The 19,844-nt window shown below is 49.5% G+C and carries 13 protein-coding genes; 6 read left to right on the forward strand and 7 right to left on the reverse strand.

Annotated features, from left to right (window positions below; all coding sequences use genetic code 11):
* Window positions 1–104: 104 nt before the first annotated feature.
* Window positions 105–2,096, reverse strand: coding sequence for a U32 family peptidase (locus R7E00_RS05145; RefSeq protein WP_258481610.1), 1,992 nt, complete (start codon window positions 2,094–2,096; stop codon window positions 105–107).
* Between the two features lie 227 nt (window positions 2,097–2,323).
* Here R7E00_RS05145 and R7E00_RS05150 point away from each other — a divergent pair, with 227 nt between their 5' ends.
* Window positions 2,324–2,770, forward strand: coding sequence for a DUF302 domain-containing protein (locus R7E00_RS05150; protein WP_005383492.1), 447 nt, complete (start codon window positions 2,324–2,326; stop codon window positions 2,768–2,770).
* Between the two features lie 95 nt (window positions 2,771–2,865).
* Here R7E00_RS05150 and ptsG read toward each other — a convergent pair whose 3' ends face one another.
* Window positions 2,866–4,308, reverse strand: a complete 1,443-nt coding sequence (ptsG, locus tag R7E00_RS05155; protein WP_238975610.1) for a glucose-specific PTS transporter subunit IIBC — start codon at window positions 4,306–4,308, stop codon at window positions 2,866–2,868.
* A gap of 265 nt (window positions 4,309–4,573) precedes the next feature.
* On the opposite strand from ptsG, the gene R7E00_RS05160 reads away from it, so the two are divergent.
* From R7E00_RS05160 to R7E00_RS05170, 3 genes are read left to right on the forward strand one after another with little or no spacing between them, the layout of a single operon-like run.
* Entirely contained in the window at window positions 4,574–5,281 is a 708-nt protein-coding gene (locus R7E00_RS05160; RefSeq protein WP_005383484.1) for a response regulator, read from the forward strand.
* Window positions 5,271–6,701: an ATP-binding protein gene (locus tag R7E00_RS05165; protein ID WP_258481609.1), complete on the forward strand. Its 1,431-nt coding sequence runs from the start codon at window positions 5,271–5,273 to the stop codon at window positions 6,699–6,701. Before R7E00_RS05160 ends, R7E00_RS05165 begins: the two co-directional genes overlap by 11 nt.
* Before the next feature lie 2 nt (window positions 6,702–6,703).
* The gene (locus R7E00_RS05170; protein ID WP_130545685.1) at window positions 6,704–7,948 is read left to right on the forward strand and encodes an ABC transporter substrate-binding protein; all 1,245 of its coding nucleotides are present in this window, start codon (window positions 6,704–6,706) and stop codon (window positions 7,946–7,948) included.
* Between the two features lie 72 nt (window positions 7,949–8,020).
* Here the strand turns inward: R7E00_RS05170 and R7E00_RS05175 are convergent, their stop codons facing one another.
* From R7E00_RS05175 to R7E00_RS05195, 5 genes are read right to left on the reverse strand one after another with little or no spacing between them, the layout of a single operon-like run.
* On the reverse strand, window positions 8,021–9,223 hold the full coding sequence (locus tag R7E00_RS05175) for a type III PLP-dependent enzyme (RefSeq protein WP_262606192.1): 1,203 nt from the start codon (window positions 9,221–9,223) through the stop codon (window positions 8,021–8,023).
* Window positions 9,216–11,045, reverse strand: coding sequence for an IucA/IucC family protein (locus tag R7E00_RS05180; RefSeq protein ID WP_262606193.1), 1,830 nt, complete (start codon window positions 11,043–11,045; stop codon window positions 9,216–9,218). Before R7E00_RS05180 ends, R7E00_RS05175 begins: the two co-directional genes overlap by 8 nt.
* On the reverse strand, window positions 11,017–12,222 hold the full coding sequence (locus tag R7E00_RS05185; protein ID WP_151515253.1) for an MFS transporter: 1,206 nt from the start codon (window positions 12,220–12,222) through the stop codon (window positions 11,017–11,019). Before R7E00_RS05185 ends, R7E00_RS05180 begins: the two co-directional genes overlap by 29 nt.
* 6 nt (window positions 12,223–12,228) lie before the next feature.
* Window positions 12,229–14,061, reverse strand: coding sequence for an IucA/IucC family protein (locus R7E00_RS05190; RefSeq protein WP_151515254.1), 1,833 nt, complete (start codon window positions 14,059–14,061; stop codon window positions 12,229–12,231).
* On the reverse strand, window positions 14,058–15,269 hold the full coding sequence (locus R7E00_RS05195) for an acetyl-CoA carboxylase biotin carboxylase subunit family protein (protein WP_262606194.1): 1,212 nt from the start codon (window positions 15,267–15,269) through the stop codon (window positions 14,058–14,060). Before R7E00_RS05195 ends, R7E00_RS05190 begins: the two co-directional genes overlap by 4 nt.
* Window positions 15,270–15,519: 250 nt before the next feature.
* Between R7E00_RS05195 and R7E00_RS05200 the strand changes: the two genes are divergently transcribed.
* Together R7E00_RS05200 and pvuA are read left to right on the forward strand one after the other, a co-directional pair.
* Window positions 15,520–17,556, forward strand: a complete 2,037-nt coding sequence (locus R7E00_RS05200; RefSeq protein ID WP_213871307.1) for a TonB-dependent receptor — start codon at window positions 15,520–15,522, stop codon at window positions 17,554–17,556.
* A gap of 120 nt (window positions 17,557–17,676) precedes the next feature.
* Entirely contained in the window at window positions 17,677–19,815 is a 2,139-nt protein-coding gene (gene pvuA, locus R7E00_RS05205) for a TonB-dependent siderophore vibrioferrin receptor PvuA (RefSeq protein WP_115386857.1), read from the forward strand.
* Window positions 19,816–19,844: the final 29 nt, after the last annotated feature.

A 19,844-nucleotide genomic window follows, 5' to 3' on the forward strand; every position in this document is an offset into this window, starting at 1 on the left:
GTTTGTGACCTAAATTCCGTAAAAAGTGCGCTATTGTAGTCAGTGCACTGTGTGTGTTCAAGATATGTTGAGAGTGGATGCGTTGTTTAACTTTCAAGTACCGCCTACAACCCCTTCAAATACTGCGCGTTGGCTGTTGGTTGAATCATGGCATTCAGCGTTTGGACGGTTTGTTCGCTGTACTCTTCAAGTAGAGCTAAGAACGCGTCAATCAACTCAGGTTTGCTTGCTGAGACTTTCGTTTCGGTCTGGATATCACGCAGATCGATCAACACATCGGTAAACAATTGCGGCAGATCGTGCATCACTTGCAGGTTTAAGACGTTGTGCTCGCTGTAGATTGAATTGTGGCTACCTTTTTGTTTTTGCACCACATACGGGTTGTCTTTTAGGTTGATGATCGATGTGCGCTTGTCACAACGCTTCAAACAGCCTTTGTTAACCTTAATTTTGCGGCAACCTTCGGTTTGTTGGAACAAACATTGGCGGCTCGTGAGTAGGGTATTTGGATGATAAATGCTGTAGAAGCTGCGCATGTTTTTCGGACGCTTTATGTGACGCATCTGCTTCATATTCAGCTCGTTAGAAACAAACGCGCCACTTACCGCGAACTCGTCTTGGAGGCATTTAAACGCGTATGAGTTCACCGTGTTCAGTTGTGGGCCTGCCACCCAGCCTAAGCCGAGCTCTTTTGCGATCATGCCGACGCCTGAGTTGTTGGTGATCAACAACTCAGGTTGGATGGTTTCCAAAAATACGCGCACGGCGTGATAGTCTTCGCCAATCAAAATGGCTGGGAACCAAGGTTTGAGCATTGGATTGGCTTGGAACAACTCAATCATCGCGCTCAGTTCACCAGACAATCCCATTGGCAGTTGATAGTAAACATCAATGTCGCGGTATTCGCACAGCATGGCTTCTTGTGCTGACGAGATCAGAACCGATAATTTTGGCGCACCTTGGCGAGGTTCTGGTTGAGGTAATGTTGGCAGAGTTGGCACATCAATCGATCCTTTCAAGCTGCTGCCGGATACTTGTGTCGAAGTGACATCGAACGACTTAGTTTGCTCTGCCACTTTCTCAATGATCGCGGTTTTGTCGTCGTAGAGTTTCTTTTTCACCGCTTGCACATCATCAGCAGACTGGCATTGATAAACCTTCGAAAAATGCTTTACAGCGTGGTCGCGCGGGTTGTCGATGTACATCGCCTTGCCGAAATCGCCTTGCAAAAATGCGTTGGAGAAATCACGGTTGAACACCGTGTATAACTCTGTGGTGTCTTCAGAGAGTTCCAAACCTTCGCACAAGCGATCGATTTGCTGACGCCAATTGTCGACCACGGTATAGACGTAGTGCGATTTCTTGATTCGTCCTTCCACTTTTAAGGAATACACGCCAGCATCGGCAAGCGCTTTCAAGTCCCCAAAGGCGGAGTTGTCTTTCATATTGAATGGGTAGTTGTTGCCTGTTTTGGTCGTTTCGTACTGTTCGCGACAAGGTTGGCTACAGCGTCCACGGTTACCTGATGCGCCATTGCGAGCTGAACTGATGTAGCAAATTCCGGAGAATCCGATGCAGTATGAGCCGTGGACAAACACTTCCATCATTACGTTGTGCTCGCGACCAAATTGCGCCAGATGTTTTATCTCACTGATGTTAAGTTCGCGAGATAAGTTTACTCGGCTTGCGGTGAGCTGGTTGAGAAAGAGGATCTGACCTTCGTTATGCGTGTTCAGTTGCGTTGAAGCGTGCACATCCAAATCGGGAAAGTGATGTTTGAGAATGTAGGCCAGACCGAGATCTTGTACGATCACGCCATCGATTTTGGTGGTGTTCAGTTGGCTGAGTAAGCGAACAATCGCTGGAATTTCACTTTCTAAAATCAGCACATTCAACGTTAGGAAAATCTTACAGCTGTGCTGATGGGCTAACGTTAACACGCCATTTAAGTTATCTAAGGTGAGGTTGGTCGCTCGGTTACGAGCATTAAAGCGGTCGAGCCCGCAGTAAATTGCATCGGCGCCAGCGGCAATGGCGGCTTTGATGGAATCTAAATCACCACCGGGTGCTAATAACTCAAATTGATCGCGTGTCACTACTTTTCTCTTTCTTACTAAAATAGGCGGCAAATGTTACGTATTTCACGCTTTTGATGCTCAGCTAGTTAACGCTTTATTAATCTGAATCAATTAATCCGTATTACACGGTCGACTCTTGAGTGGGTAGAGTGCAATTCGCGATAGCGGAATCTGACTTCTATAGTTTTCCTATATTTGGTTTTTCTATATCTAGTTTTCGACTCAGAGAGAGGAAGGGACGACAAATGAAAAAAGTAATCATCGGGTTGGTCGTGGCGTTGACGTCATTGAGTGCATTGGCTGGGGAGGGTGTGGTAACCGTTGCGAGCACGCATTCAGCAAAAGATACGGCGGATAAATTTGTCGCTATCGCGCAAGAAAAAGGGTTGAACGTCTTTGCGCGCATTAACCATCAAGAGAATGCCACGAAAGTCGATATGACGTTGCGACCAACCGAAGTTATCGTGTTTGGAAACCCTAAAGTGGGCACGCCACTGATGATCTGTGCGCAGGAAGTGGCGCTCGATTTACCCCAAAAAGTGTTGGTGTATGAAGATGCTGAAGGCAAAACGTGGTTAGCTTATAACGATCCTATGTATTTAAAGCAGCGCCATCATATTGAAGGCTGTGACGAGGTATTGAACAAAATCAGCGGCGTGCTGGGCAATTTAACCAACGCGGCGGCGAAGTAGGGCTGGTTATTGGCTTCGCTTTTTTTACTCCGAAAACGAAAAAGCCAACCTCACAAGGAGGTTGGCAAATCTTACCTAGATTGGGGGAGGTAAGATCAGGAGGTGGCGAGTACGCTGTGCACTTCTGACTTAATTGAGTCAGACTGCGTGCCGAAAATCGCTTGTAAACTGTCGCCAATCACTAAAACATCTCGCGCGCCGAGTGCTTTTAGCTTAGCAACATCAACGTTGGCAATGTCTTTCACCGAGACACGCAGACGGGTGATACACGCATCGACTGACTTAATATTGGCTTTGCCGCCCAATGCAGCGACTACATCCACCGCGATTTCATCAGGCTGTCCGGCAATCTTCACTTCTGCAATGTTGGTTTCTCGGCCCGGCGTTTTCAGATCCAATTTCACAATTAGGAAGCGGAACAAGCCATAGTACAGCGTCGCCCAGATTGGACCGATGATGATGAACATCCACGCGTTGGTCGACATTGGGTAGTAAAGGAAGAACTGGATCGCGCCGTGCGCAAAGTCCGTACTGTGTTTGATTTCCAAAAACGCGGTGATCGCAAATGCAATACCAGTTAGGAAAATATGGATCACGTACAGCACTGGCGCGACGAATAAGAAGGTAAATTCGATTGGCTCTGTGATACCAGTCAACCAAGAGGTCAACGCCGCAGACATCATCAAACCGCCGACGATTTTCTTACGCTCAGGAGACGCGCAGTGGTAAATCGCCAGTGCCGCTGCTGGTAGTGCCCACATGGAGTACATAAAGCCACCAGACAGATAACCTGCGGTTTTATCGCCCGCGAAGAAGCGAGTGAGCTCACCGGTAAACTCTTTGCCGGTTTCTGGGTCTACATAGCTGCCGACTTCAAAGAAGAACGGCGCATTCCAGATGTGGTGCAAACCAACCGGGAGTAATGAACGTTCGCCCGCGCCGTAAACCGCCCACGCGAGTACAGGGTTTTGGTACGCTGCCCAATGAGAAAATGCATCAAGAAGTTGTCCGACAGGTGGCCATGCAAACGCGAGAATCGCACCAACGACGATCGCCGATAAACCGGTGACAATGGGCACAAATCGCTTACCCGCGAAGAAGCCCAAATATTCCGGCAGTTTGATGTTGTAGAAGCGGTTGTACATGATTGCCGCGACCGCACCGATAAAGATGCCGCCAAACACCCCGGTTTGTAGCGTCTCAACGCCCATGATGGTGGCGTCAGTTTCTAGGCCGCGCAGACCAGTCACGATACCGAGCGATGCGTTCATAATAATTAGGCCAACTAAGCCAGCGAGCGCAGCGGCACCGTCATTGCCTTTTGATAACCCGAGCGCCACACCGACCGCAAACATCAACTGCATGTTGCCGAACACGCCTTCACCGGCGGCGAGCATCACTTTGTTGACCGCGTCTGGAATAAACGCAAAGCCCGCGTTACCAATACCCAGCATCAAGCCGGCCACTGGTAACACCGCCACAGGCAGCATCAACGACCGCCCTATTTTTTGTAGTTGTCCAAATATACTTGCAAACATGGTTTCCTCCTGACGAATGCCAGTGTTGTAGGACCTGATTCCTTCAGGTCATGTTGTTTCACGTAAGGTCAGGATGATCATAGCGAGCAAGGCGGCGCCTAAGGTTACAAAAGGCAATCAGTTTGTAAGTGACCGCTTACAAATCTCTTACACCGAGAAGTGAAAATTGTAATCGGCTCGATTGTGAATGTGCGTTTAAGAATGCATCATATTGGCCAGCGCCAAACTCAGAGGCAGGCACAGGGACGGACACAGGGAAAGTAGGATGGAAAACAAGCAGATACTGGTCGTCGATGACAACCTCGACCTTCGCGAAGCATTGTCAGATTACCTTGGTCGCGCAGGGTTTGAAGTGCTTTGCGCGGAAAACGGCGGCGTGATGTGGCAACTGCTCAACGATCACCATCCTGATTTAATCATCCTCGATATTATGATGCCCGGTGAAGACGGTTTTACCCTGTGCCAGAAACTGCGCAAAAATTCCGATATCCCGATCATCATGCTGACCGCCGTCACCGAAGAAGCCGACCGAGTCGCAGGGCTAGAAATGGGCGCTGACGACTACATCACCAAATCATTCAGTCCGCGTGAACTGCTCGCGCGCATCAAAACGATTCTGAGACGCAGCCAATCGACCGCCAATAGCAAACTGACGCGTAAAGTGCGTTTTGACGATTGGTTATTAGATACCGTAACCCGGCAACTGACCCACGTTGCTAGCCGCGAGGTTAAGCAACTGAGTGGCGCGGATTTGTCGCTGCTCGGTTTGTTCGTCAACCACGCGCAATCAATATTATCTCGCGATGACATTGCGCGCGAGATCTGGGGACGCGATGCCGACCCGTTTGAACGCGGCATTGACGTGCAGATCAGCCGCTTGCGTCATCACCTTGAAGATAAAGACCGTTCGCTGATCCTAACGGTGCGCAACAAAGGCTACATGCTGACCACGGACGTGCATTATGAGAATTAAACGCTGGACGGGATCACTGGTCGTTCGCACCAGTGTGTTCTTGTTGCTGGTGATCATTCTGGCTCAGGTATTATCCGGGATTATCTGGTATCAACACGCCAGCGAACGCGATAAAGAAGGCCTGACCACCACAGTCAAAAGCTTAGCACTGAGTGCTTCTTCTACCATCGCCTTCTTTCAAACCCTCCCTTCGGAATATCGCCACTTGGTGCTCAATCAACTACGCAACATGGGTGGTACGCGCTTTTTCGTCTCACTCAACAATCACCAGATTGACGTCGACCCACTGCCGGAGAGCGAGCGCAAAACGTTGGTCATCAACCAAGTTCGCGAGGTATTAGAAAGCGAGCTGAGCGGCATTCCTAATATCGAGGTGGAGTTCACCCAGCGCGACAAACTCAAAGTGTTCAACAACGAGCTACCTATCGATGAACTGCCGCTATTGTGGGCGCATTATTCGCTTTCGTTTGGTGACCTCAATCCGCCGATTCTGGTGATGCAGGTCGAAGTCGCGCAGAACGAATGGTTTTATCTCGCGGCGGTGCTGCCCGCACCATACATCAACCTAGAGACTAACTATTTTGAGCTGCGCCAATGGCTCACGCTATTACTGTCCGCGCTAATGCTGCTGTTGTGTACCTGGTTTATCGTTCGTAAAGAAATTCAACCGATTCGAGAGCTGGCAAAAGCCGCAACCCTGATGTCGAGCCGATTAGACGTGCCCGAAGTCTCTGAGCGCGGCAGTAACGAACTGAAAGCGGCGGTACGTGCGTTTAACAAAATGAACCGACGCATCGACAGCCACATTAAAGACCGCGAGATGCTGTTCAGCGCCATTTCACACGATCTGAAAACGCCGATTGCTTGCCTAAAACTACGGGCGGAAATGCTGGATGACGACGCCGACCGAGAACGCTTTATCCGCCTGAGTAACGACCTAGATTTGATGGTCAAAGGCGCATTGCAATGCATTAAAGAGACCGATATCCACGAGGAAATCGAGCCGATCAATTTCACCCAACTGATTCAGCACATTTCCTCCAATATCGCCGATGCGCCGGACACGATTCGCATCCACGGTGAAATCCGCACCCACTTTGCCGGCAAACCGTTAGCGATTAAGCGCTGCATTCAGAATCTGGTCGATAACGCGCTCAAATACGGCCATCAAGCGGACATTACGCTGAGTGAAAGCCCAGAGTCGATCCAGATTGACATTGAAGATCACGGTGACGGTGTTGACGATTTATTACTTGAAAAGCTCTGCCAGCCGTACTTCCGCGCTAGCAACGATAAAGAAGGCAGTGGGCTGGGGTTAACCATTTCACAGAGTATTGCAAAGGCTCATGGCGGCAACTTGTTGCTGAGCCATTCTCAGTTTGGCGGCCTCTGCGCCACGCTGACTTTCCCGAGAGACTGACTATGAACAAACTGGCATTCTTGTTCCCACTGTTGCTCGCCCCTTGCGTCGCTCACGCTGAGTCGCCACAAGGGGTAGAGTTTTTACATTGGTGGACTTCTGACGGCGAACAGCAAGCGCTGCAAACACTCAAAGCTCAGCTAAAACGGCACGATATTGAGCTGCTGCAAAGCCCGGTGCTAGGCGGTGGTGGCGACAGCGCAATGACGGTACTGCAAGCTCGCGCGCTGGCGGGCAATCCACCGAGCTTCGCGCAAATAGAAGGGCCAAGTATTAAGGCGTGGGATGCCATCGGTATTTTGCACAACGTCAACGCGGTAGCGGATGAGCAGCGCTGGGACGAGGTGCTCTACCCGCTGTCTATTGAAATCAATAAAACACAAAACGGCTATATCGCCCTGCCACTTACGCTGCACCGTTTGAACTGGTTGTGGGTCAACCACAAACTGCTTAAACAACTGAATCTGTCCGCGCCGAAAAACTGGCAAGAGATGTTCGCTGCCATGGAGCTTGCTAAGCAAAATGGCATTGTACCGATCGCGGTCGGTGAGCAGCCGTGGCAAGTCGCCCAACTTTTCGAGAACTTAGTGATCTCCACTGGCGGCGTTGAGTTCTACACCAATGCGATGGTTAAACTTGAGCGAGATAGCATCGACAGCGACACCCTGCGCCAAGCACTGACGCAATTTCGTCGCCTCAGTTTGTTGATCGACAACCAATTGCCCGACAGTAAGTGGGATACGGCGACCCAAGCGCTAGCCGACGGTCAAGCACTGTTTCAAATCGGCGGTGATTGGATATTAGGTGAGCTGCTCGTCAATCAAGTCTCGGTTCCGCAAGAGGTCGGCTGTTACCCAACGCCGGACAGCGATGGTGTATTCCTCTACAACATGGACAGCTTGGTGTTTATGTCGAGCAAGTCGTTTTCTGCCGAGGCGGCTCAGCAAACCGCAAGCGCGCTGGCAGACGTCGAGTTTCAAGCTAAGTTCAATAAGGTAAAAGGCTCGATTCCGGTGCGTACCGATATCGACATCAGCGATTTTAATCCGTGTCAGGTCCAGTCATATCAAGACTTTCACTACGGCGTTAAACACAACCTCGCTGTGCCGAGTATGATTGATTCAATGGCGGTCAATCCGGTTGCTCAGCAAGCGATAAACTCGGAAATCTTCCGTTTTTACCGCAATCCCAAGATGGAACCCGACGAGCTGATAAAACGCATTATTGCTATTTCGCAAAGCGGTTAATGGCAATTAATTTGTGCCGAGTGGAATAAAAAAGCCCCAATGATTGGGGCTGAGTAAAGCGAAGTATGCCGTTTAAAAATAGTGGAAGATCGGCGGTTCATGCATCAAGAAGTTTTGATGGGAGATGTTCCACGCATAGGCGCCCGCTAAGGTAAACACAACGTAATCACCAATATCGACGTGGGCGACGTGTTGATTGCGTGCCAGCACATCTTTGGGCGTACAAAGCTGGCCGACAAAGGTCGCTTGTGCATGCTGAATTGGATGAGAAATCTCATGGTGTTGCTCGCTTTTCAGGATGACGAATGGATGATCATGGCTCTGCGCCGCTGGCGTGCGGAAGTGGTGAGTTCCTCCGCGCGCGATGACAAAGTTTTCGCCAAGATTTTGCTTAATATCCAGTACTTCCATCACGTAATAACCGCATGCCGCCGTGATGAAACGTCCGCATTCAAAACGCAGTGTCCAGTCTTGCACTTGCTCTTTGGCGATGAGGAATTCCAACTTGTCGCAAAACTCCATCCACGGAAAGTGTTGCTCAGGGTTTTGGTAGTTAATCCCCATGCCGCCGCCCAAGTTGATCATCAGCTCACTGAGTTCGAACTCCTGCTGCCACGTTTTCACGACTTGGAAATAGCGCTGCATTAACGCTAAGTGACGTTCAACATCGAGCTGATGCGACATCAAGTGAAAATGGAAGCCTTTGAGTGACACTTGCGGGAAATCGCGCAGCAACATCAAAGCATTACTCAGCTCGGACTCGTCCAAGCCAAATGGAGTCGGCTTGCCACCCATCGCCAACTTGCTGAGCGTGATGTCGCCAATATCGATGTTCATACGCAAAAAGATCGAAGCAGGGCGGTTGAGGCGCTCGGTTAGTGCTCCAATGCGCTTTAGCTCGGTGAGGCTTTCGACATGAATCGCATCGACATCCAGCTCAATCGCTTGTTGCAATTCACTTGGCATTTTTCCTGGGCCGCCGAAGATCAATGGCTTATCGAGTTGTTGCTGGTGGAGGTGTGTCAACTCCCCGCCAGATGCCGCTTCAAAACCATCGACATACGGCGCGAGCGTTTTAAGAATCGGGCCTGATGGATTGGCTTTGGCTGCGTAAAATAGCTCGACATTTTTCGGCAAAACGTGGCGCATTTGTTTGATGTGTTCTTCTAAGGCGTTTAGATCATACAAGTACGCGCACAAGGGTTGATTTTGCTGCTGTGCGAGCGTGTGAATTTGCTGGCTAACGCGTGTCGGTAGAGAGAGTGAATTAGACATGTTGCGCTCCTTTTTCGTGTTGCTGCCAAGGCGCAGCGACTTGGGTATAGCCCGACTCCTTATCGGCTTTTTGCATCAAACGCGTGGTGAAATTATTTTTGCTTGGGAAGTGACCGCCATTCTGCAACGCTTCTAGTTCCGGCTGTTTTCCATTCACTGACTGCCAACGCACAATGGCACTTTGCACCGCATTCCACAGCGTTTGCTCTAGTGGCTCATCACCTTCTGCGATGAAGAAAATCGCTTCGCTGATATTGTTGATAAAGGTGCAGTATCCGATGCGATTCCAGCCTTGTTCGCGACTGTAGTAAACCGATTGTCGCGCGCGTTCAGACAAGTCAGTTAATGTTTCTGCTGGCCAGAACTCCGGCAGTAATTTAGTGCCTTCCAAATCACGAATCCAAACACAACAGGGCATCTCTTGCTCAAAGCCAATTAAGGTGTTTTGCAAATGCGGCTCAAACGCCACCCCGTGTTTGAAGTAGTAATTAAACACGCCCGGGATCAGGCAATGCAAATAGCGTTCAAACCACAGTGTCGCGATGTCGGAATAGCGATTTTGCGTAGTACGCGCTTTGTTTTTAAGGCGTTGAGCAATGCAACTGTTGCCGTTTTTGTCGTAAGCAAACAGAGCGCCAGCGAGGGTTGGTTTTAAGATGTCGACTTCGCTCAGCGAGAAATTTTCGCGGTATAAAATCCCAAACGATTCGCGCGCTTTGGTGTTGTCGTCCCAGTTGTGCTCAGCGACACTTTCTAGATTCAACGTGGTGGCGTAAGGCTCAGTCATCACTTTAAATACGGGGTTGTGCAGCTGCTCGTTTTCTCTAATTGGTTTAAGAATCGACGTGAGCTGCACGGCGCTGTCGAGTTCGTACCACGCGTTTTTGCGCACGCAATTGGTTAATCGTACGTTGATGGAGAATTTCGCAAACCAATCCATATCTGGGTGGTAGAGGGTACGAACTGAAGAGGTCGGCTGCATCTTTTCACCACCTAAACCCAGTGGCGTGATCTTGCCTTGTTCAATGGCACGCGTCACGCTTGGGTTGCTCAAAATGGTGTAGCTTTCCCAAGGATGGCAAGGGTAGAGGGTCTTCCCATTGCTGGTGGCGTGTTGTGGCGCGAGCTGTTGTAGCATGTGCTGAGCAGGGTTAGCTTCTCCGTCGGAACTCAGCACATCAAGTAAGGACGTATCCACTTCAAACCAGTACAACGGGACTTGCGCGCCGACTTCTGGAGAAAACGCCAAGAGATCATCCATGGTGACGCCCGAACGACTTTTCGGGGTCGGATGGAAAGTATGCCCCCAAATCAGAGACTGTTCCGAAGCGATAAACTCGTTGTGATGCGATTTGGGCGCGACGTTGAGAAACTGCTCGGTAACCAGCACGCTATTTTCTAGTTGTTCGATCAGCTCATGGTTAAACGGGATCGCCAACACCTGCTTGAGATAGTTAAGCAAAAGCGTAAGAGTTTGCGTGGCATCCAATTTCGCCCAACCAGATCCCGGCATTTTCGCCCACGGCAGTTCTGCCAATTTGATTTTGCCCAGTTTGCTCGCGTAGTGAATCGGCAAAACCAGCACGCCATTTTGTTGAGAAAGATGAACGGCTACCCGCTGCTTGGCGGAATAGTTGCGTTTTAACGTTTGGGGTAGCGATGTCGATTGGTAGTGCCATTCCACTTGTTGATTCGGTAGCGCAAATTCACGTAAGTAACAATTAAGAACACCCATTATCGTGTTGAGTTGGGCCTTCTCCCGATTGAGCTGCACATCATGCGCGCGCAACTCGCTAGTCTGAGAGGATTGAGTTTGTAACATGTTGATTTCCAAATTTTGAATGGAGAACCAGCGCGATCAAGGTGATTACGCTGACTATCGCAGAAAGTAGGAAAGGAACCTCAAGTAGCCCCAAGCTAGAAATGAAAGAAGCGCAAAATCCCGCCGCCACGCCACCCCATTTGGACATGGCATCAAAGCGAGAAAATACTTTGCCACTGAGTTTGCGATCCAGATTGCTCGCAAGATGCTGATGCAATCCGTGATAACAACACACCATCGCGATGCCAAAGATAATTCTCGCAGCAATGAGTGCGGTTTCGGACGCAATCAAATGCAAGGCAGAGCTCACGGCAAGCAATGCAAACCCGAGCCACAACGTGCGCAGCGGTTGATGGCGATTCAGCCCATCTGACAACACGTGGATTTTGCCTGCCAGCAACAGATAGACGCCATGCGGCAGTGCGTACAAAAAACCGATCCATGCGTGGTGAGTGATGCCATATTGCTGCACAAACGGCGAGAAATAAGGAAAGGTCACCACCATGGAAAACGCAAACCCGAACTGAGCAAAGAAGATCCAGCGAATGGCATGCATTGCGTTTTTCTGTGCAACCGGTTTTTCTTGCTGAGATTCTGAGTTTGGCTTTTCGAGGTTTCGTTCGGCGGGTTTATCCGCAGGCAGTGTTAGCGTGATGCCCATAGCAATTAAAGGCAAAACGCATAACCACAGGTACGCGTTGAGTGGGTTGGTTTCGGACAAGCTCCAGCCGAGCCCAATGGGCGCAACGATCAGCGCCAAGCGAGCAGATAGCTGGGTTTTATTGAGTGACTTGCCGAGTGTTTTGGCTTCTTTAATTTGACTAGATAAGTAGCTGTTCGAGGCGGCCATGGTGCCGCCAAAGGTTCCTTGAACAATAAGACCAAACACAAACATGGCGAGGTTGTCTGCCAAGCCGCACAGCGCAAAACCTGCTGCAAGGCCAAGTTGCGCACGCAAGAGTGAGCGGCGGCGACCGTAGCGATCGGCAAAGTTGCCCCAAAATCGCGCCGCCAACGCAGTACAAAACGTAGGTAGGATAAACAATACCCCTGCCCAGTCCGCATCAATGCTTGCGCCTAATGTTGGCAACACGACGGGTAGAAATAGCGGCATACCTAACGCGGCAAACGCAGCGATAAAGTGGCACAACAACACACTGTAGATGAGTTTGGTCATAATCGTTTAACGTACGCTTTTTTTGATGGCTTCTAAGTAGGCGCGCTGCGCTTCTTCGCTAGAAAGCAGCAAGAAGTTCGGGGCCGACAAACCATAGAACTTATTGATGTCACTCGCGCCGGAGGCTTCTTTCGAGAGCAAACTGCCAGAGCTCAACAAGTACTTGGCGTACAAATCAGGCGCCTCTTGCAGTAACTCGCGTGCCAGTTTTGTTTCTAACCCTTCGCCTTCCAATCGGTTGAGTTGCTCAGCAATGCTTTTGGCCACGATGGCGTAAAGCGATGTTGAAGAGGCAATGCCCTTTGTAGCCATGGCTTCTACAATCGCTGCGATATCCAATTGTAATGTGATGGTGGTAAACATCTGACCGAGCGCCAATTCATTGTCGACTTTGATGCGTTGATCGAGCAGTTCATCGCAATCCACTGGAAGTAGTTTTGCGCCGTGTTTTTGGGCTGCATGCTCTGTTGCAAAGTGGAAGCGCTCTGGCCAAATTCGCGCCGCGTCGTTGTCTTTCATCGCGAGCGTCATTTTGCCCTGTTGATCAAAAGCAACGATGGCGTTTTGCTGGTTGGACTCCAATGCAATGCCATAACGAAGCCACAAGGTGAGGTGCACTTGGCATAATAGGTCGACATAATCTTTGAACCACGCCAGCGTATCTTGTTGATAGTACTGCTCTGCCAAGTGTTCTAAGAACAAGCGGTCGTCAGGCATTGGGCTTGCCAGTGCTGCAACCGGAACTAACGCTTTGTCTTCGCAATGAGTAAGTGGGTACTCACGTACGATGTACGCGAAGGTTTTATCCTCGCCGACGTGTCCACCGTGTTTTTCGTTGCAATGGAACAAGCGACTGTTTAAGTCGGCGTCCGTTTGTTCAAGGTGGCTGAGTAGGCGTTCAAACCAGTGGCCGTCATACAGTGTTGAAGGCTTGATTAAGCGAATATTTTTTGTGCCTAGCGATCGCATGATCAGCGGAACCTTGATGTGAATGTGCGGTGCGTCGTTCACGACCACCGTACGAACGGAAAGCGTCGGCGTCACGTCTAGATACGTTAAAGGCGCTTCTATCATACCTTCGGGTAAGGCTTCTAAAGATCGCAGGGTGAGCGGATGCGCAGGGAACAGTACGTGGCTCAGTGCAAAATCAGCAGGAAGCCCAACTTGCTCCATGGTTGGCCAGCAATCAGGTTGTTCGCTGGTTAATGTCACCAGTGATTTTTCAATCGCAATCCAATGCAGAGCAAAGCTTGGTGCAAACTCGGGCGCGTACTTAGCAAGGTCTTTATCGCTCAGACCAAACTTCGCCCGCGCAGTTGGATAGTACGGATGGTCAAGGTAAGAAGCGATCTGGTCGGCTAGCAGCAGTTTTTGATGCCAAGAACCAAGCTCGGATATTGGTTGAGAAATGTGGTCTGCGTGATGATGAAACACTTGGTCACACAGCGCTTTGTGTTTCTCTGCACATTCCAGTTCTTGAAGGTATCCCGCCAGCAACTCGTGAGAGCTCTCATCCGCCAGTGTCGTTAGTAGCGCAATCCACTCTTTGTAATGCTGTTGATGCTCGATTTGGCCATTTTTCTCCACCCACCAACCTGGTGGTGTTTCGTCATTGGCGTGACCGTAGCGCCAGTGCTGCATGTAATACGTTGGCGCAACAGGTAAATACAACGTGAAATCAGAGTTGGCAAATATCAGCCAGACTTGCTCGTCTTGAGGAACAATTACCCCTTTTGGCGCGTCTCTACTGAACTTGGCCTTCGACAAAATGCCAAACATGTCTTCGCGCAAGCAAGTGTCGATCAATCGTTGCGTTAGATACAAAGCGTTGTCATTCATGCTGCCACCTCACGAGTCGGAGCGAGATCGAAATTGCTAAGCGCGTTCTGCAGCGCTTGGTCGAGGTTTCGCCCTGATGGTGAGACAATCGAAATTCGGGCGAGATAATCCTTATTGGAATAACTCTGTTGGAAGTGTTCTCCAGCGGTTTTTAGTACCTGTTGCTGGGTGATGATATCGTCATCGTGTTGGATGAACGACGTCGAACCTCCGTCAATCACACCACTGTGTCCCGCAACTACGTAGTGCACGTGCGCTGACCCATGAATTTGGTAATCGCCGTCCAATCTTCGACCCAGATGCAGACCCAAAATCGTGCTAAACCAGCCGAAGTGAGCGAGATTGTTGAGCAAGAATTCGCGGCCATCTCCAATACTGCGGTAGTTGATTTCCACCAGAACTGGGCCGTTTTCCGTGATGATAAATTCGCTGTGGCAAACTCCAAAACCAACGCCGAACGCTTTCAGTTGAGCCAAGCAAGCTTCTCGGTGAGCAATGCCGTTTGGTCCGTTCCAGTCTGCGGCGGTTTCGATAAAGTAAGGCGGCTCAGAGAGCGACACATCAAAACCGCCCACGGCGATAAGTTGGTTACCGTCTCCTAAAGTTTCGAGCGTAACCAACGGTCCTTGAAGAAACTGCTCCACCAGAATGGCGGCGTTTGGGTGCTTTTGCCAAAACGCCTCGCAGTAAGCATCGAGCTCGCTTTGGGAGTCACAGCGCTGTACATCTAAACTTGCCACGCCTTCTTTGGGTTTTGCTACGACAGGGAAGGCCATGCCTAATGCCACATTCGAATGGCGATGCAGCAAACAGCTTTGTGTGTTGGGTAAGGATTTTTCATTTAACACTTGTCGAGTTAAGTGTTTGTTTTTGGCCTTTAACGTGACAGACCAATCTTTGGATGGGAGGCCAAAAAATTGCGCGCAGATGGCGGTGGAAGTTTGTAAGTGATCACTATTGCTAAAAATAGCGTCTGGCTTTAAGTCATGCTCCGTGATGGTTTCGATGAGTTCTAATGGGTTGAAGACATCACATTCTAGAATGGTATCCGGATTAAAGTGACTATCACGACTCGCCAGCTCTAAATGGCTGAGCTTATGGTCGGTGATAAGAACGACGTGAAGGTCCATCGCTTTAGCTGCAGGCACGAAGCCGTGAGTGACTGCATCGTTAACGACATGACTTACGATAATCATCGTAGATTTCATGAGCTTTCCTAATTTTCTAACATTTTCTTCTAACGTTGATAAAGTCGCTCACGGTCGTCTTCCAATGTGCCTCTCGCGAGACGGAGGGCAGAAGTTTTAGTATTTATTGTTATGATGTTTGGTTTTTTTTGTTGTTAGTTGTGTTTTTAGGGTAAATAAATATAGAGCATAAAATTAATATTGCAAATAGAAATAATATTTGTTCTTATTTCCATCCGTTGGCTTTATAACAACTAAACGGAATTATGGAATGAATAAATTATTGGCCCTGACCCCCTTGGCGGTCGCGATTGGTTCTTCACTAGTAGCACCAAGCGCAGTGGCTTCAGAAGAGACGAACTCAACCTCATCAGCAACTGAAACGATTCAAGTCTTCGGGCATCAGTACGAAGGTTATGCTGAACACATGCCTCAATCAGGCACCAAAACCGATGTGGAATGGCTTGATGTGCCACAAGCGGTATCCGTAGTAACGAAAACAGAAATGCAAGACCGAGGCGCGGTGCGCTTAGTGGATGCGCTAGATGGGGTAGCCGGGGTCAATAACACCTTGGGCGAAGGCAGCCGCGATCAGTTCATGATCCGTGGTTTTGATTCACTCAACGATATGTACCGTGATGGCTTGCGAGATGACGGTACGTTGCAGTCTTACCGCAGCTTAGCGAACGTTGAACGCGTTGAAATTGTGAAAGGCCCTGCGGGTGCTTTGTATGGCCGTGGTTCGGCTGGGGGCATCATCAACTTGGTGACGAAACGCGCTAACGGTGAGAATTTTACTCACGTAAACGGTAGTGTAGGCAGCAACAACCAGTATGTTGGTCAGGTCGACAGCTCAATGGCGTTTACAGATAAGGTCAACGGGCGTATTAACTTGGAATACCGTCAAGCCGACTCGTACGTTGATCATGTTGATTCAAACGATTTCTTCATTGCACCGACCATTCGTGTGTTACCAGCGGAAGGTCACACCATTGATATTGACGTGGAATACGCCCATCAAGAACTAGTGCCGTATCGTGGTGTGCCATCAAAAAATGGCAAGCCAGTTGATTTGCCAGTAAGCACTTACTTTGGCGGCACAAACGACTATCAGGAGTCAGACAGTCTCCGTATTGCGGTGGATTACGAATGGCGTCTGAATGATCAATGGGTATGGAACAACCGAGCGGCGTTCAACCATATCGAACTTGAGCAAAAAGGCACGCGTCAGGGCAAAGTGACGGGTAATGAAGTGTCTCAAACCGTTAACAACTTTGGTTACGATCCACGTACTACGACCACTTTACAATCTGAGTTGGTTTGGGAAACCAGGGACAATCAATTGATGGTGGGTGCAGATTTCAACCAGATCGATATCGACCTAACGTTGGCAAGTGACAAAACGCTTCCTCCGCAAAATATCTACGACCCAGTCGTTGGTCCAACGCCTGATCCGGGCTTTAAGCCATTTCGTGACAATACCACCACCACGACAGGTTTGTATGTGCAAGACGTCTATACGTGGGGTGACCTTTCTTTGATCGGTAACGTGCGTTACGACTCGATGGAACTCGAACAACAAAAAGCGGGCTCAGATAAGGAAAAATTGGATGATGACAAAGTCAGCTACCGTGCTGGTTTGGTATACCGCATCAATTCCGACACATCCGTATACGCCAGTTTAGCGCGCTCTTGGCAGTTACCGTACGCTGGTATCTACATCAATCCAAAATTGGCGGAATTCTTCCACACCGACTTAAAAGAGGTGGGTGCGAAAGCGTACCTTTTGGATAACGCATTAATGTTGAATGCGGCACTGTTCCAGATTGATCAAGAGCAACCACAAACTAACGTGGACGGCGATGTGATCGATAAAATTGAAGTGCGTCACCAAGGCATTGAATTAGAGGCTCGCGGCCAAATCACCAAACAGTGGGACATCTCTGTTGGTTACAGCTACTTAGATGCGGAAGACAAAGCCACAGGCAAAAAGCCTAACGATGTATCAGACCACTTGTTCTCTCTTTGGAGCACTTACCAATTGGATGACAACTGGCGTTTAGGCGGTGGTGTGAAGTACGTGGGCGACCGTTACGCAGGTAACGACGAAGCCGTCGCACTTGGCGATTACACAACGGTGGATTTGATGGCGGCGTACACCACTGGTCGTCACAAAATCCAAGCGAACGCTTACAACATTTTGGATGAGAAATACATTCTTGGCGCAACAAACGGCACGTCTGGCTTAAACCAGATTGGCTACGGCGCACCAGCCGAGTTCATGCTCAGCTACGGATATCAGTTCTAGGCTTTTTGTGCGTAGTTAGCGCCTGTTAGCCGATTTTTGCCTCATATTGAGGATGTTTAGCCCCTAGAGCCTACGGGATGTATTCTGCCCGAGGCTCAATTTCTCGCAAAGGAGATCTTAATGTCTTACCAGAATTTGGATGGTAAAGTGCGTGTACGTGCTGGTTTGTCTACCACTTACAGTGTGCTTGCGATTGCAATCGCTTCTGCCACATCCATGAGCGCGGTTGCTGCTCCTGCTAAAAAAGAACAAACTACCACGATGGAAACCGTCGTTGTCACTGGTAGCGTGATTGGTAAATCTGAAATTGAAGACGTCAAAGAGTACCCAGGTGCTCGTACCGTCATTACCCGCGATCAAATCGAGAAAACCGCCGCAGGCTCGATTGATAACGCGCTACAGCGCGTGCCGGGTATTAAAGTTCAGGATGAAAGCGGAACGGGCGTATTGCCTAACATTTCCGTACGTGGTTTGAAAGCAAGCCGTAGTGGTCATGCTCAGTTCTTGATGGATGGTGTACCGCTAACACTTGCGCCATATGGTCACACTGGTCAGTCTATCTTCCCAGCAACACTGTCGATGCTTGATCGTATTGACATTGTACGCGGTGGTGCCGCAGTACAGTACGGCCCAAACAACGTCGGTGGTGTGATCAACTTAGTGACCAAACCGATTCCACACACGTGGCAAACTGAAATCAGTAACCGCCTTACCGTGTTTGATGGCGGTGATGCGCCGCTGAATGATTTTTACCTACGCACGGGCGGCTGGTTAAGCGACACATTTGCACTACAGTTGGAAGGTAACTTCCTAAAAGGTGAAAGCTTCCGTGAACATTCCGATACGGACGTGAAGAACTTCCAAGCCAAAGCACAGTGGCTATTGAGTGACACTCAAGAGATTCAAGCATTCCTGCAACGTTACGATGCTGAAACGCAAATGCCGGGCGCACTTTCGCCACAAGATTACGAGCAAGATCGTCACCAATCGAAACGTCCTTACGATGATTATGAAGGTAAGTCGACGCGCTGGAGTGTTAAGTACATCCACGATTTGCCATTTGCCGACAGTGCCGAGCTAGAAGTGCTAACGTTTGGCCATAAGTCAGAGCGTCTTTTCAAGTGGGGCTTTAACAGCGCGGGTGGCCATTGGGCGGATCCGGCTCTGCCAGCGACGGACGTTCGTACCTCTCCACGTGAATTTACCGTGTATGGTATAGAGCCAAAAATGGCGATGTACTTTGGCGAAGGTAAATCCGTTACTCAAAACTGGATCGTGGGTACCCGTTATGTTAATGAAGACATTGACTACAAACTCACTCAGACTCCAATCGCCGGTGGTGCAACCAGCGTTCCGCGTGATTGGCATCTAGATACGGACGCGTTTGCTGGATACGTTAGCAACGAAATTGGTTTGTTCAATGATACATTGAAGGTAACGCCTGGGTTGCGTGTTGAGTCGGTTCGAATGACGTTTACCGATCGTGGTAAAAAACAAACGGCAGACAACACCGTGACGGAATGGTTGCCAGGTTTGACGGTGGCATACAACTTAACTGACCAGTGGGTGACGTATGCGAACGCGCAAAAATCACTTCGTGCGCCACAAATTGCCTACATCCGAGGTTTGGGTGAAGAAGGTAGCGAACTGGCTTGGAACTACGAAGTCGGCGCGCGTTACACCCAAGATGCGACCAGCTTTAACGCTGCACTTTATCGCATCGACTTTGAAGATCAATTGCAATGGCAAAGCTCAACGCAGACCTTCGATAACATCGGAAAAACACTTCACCAAGGCATAGAGCTTTCTGCTCGTTACGTGCCTGAAGCACTACCTGCACTGAGTTTAGGCGCAAGCTACAACTATCTAGACGCTACGCTTGAAGAAGAAGGCACGAATAAAGGTAATCAACTGCCTTACACCTCTAAGCATCAGCTTGGTTGGGATGCAACCTACGCATTTTACGGCATGGACACCACGCTATCGGGCTTCTACTTCAGTGACTCGTATACCGATAACGCCAACACCAGTGCCGAAGATGCAACAGGCGCAACGGGTAAAGTACCATCTTACATGGTGTGGAATTTCAATTTGGGGACGGATTTATACAAAGACGACAAAGGCAAGTTACGCATGAATGTTGCGGTGAACAACTTGTTTGACGAGGAGTATTACTTCCGCGGGATTGATACAAGCCCAGTTGGTCGGTACCCAGCTCCAGGACGCTCTTACACACTGGATCTGAACTATCAGTTTTAAGCGTTTCGTTCACCGAGTTTGAAAAGAAA

This window comes from Vibrio sp. Vb1755 (assembly GCF_033338635.1).
Lineage (GTDB): Bacteria > Pseudomonadota > Gammaproteobacteria > Enterobacterales > Vibrionaceae > Vibrio > Vibrio alginolyticus.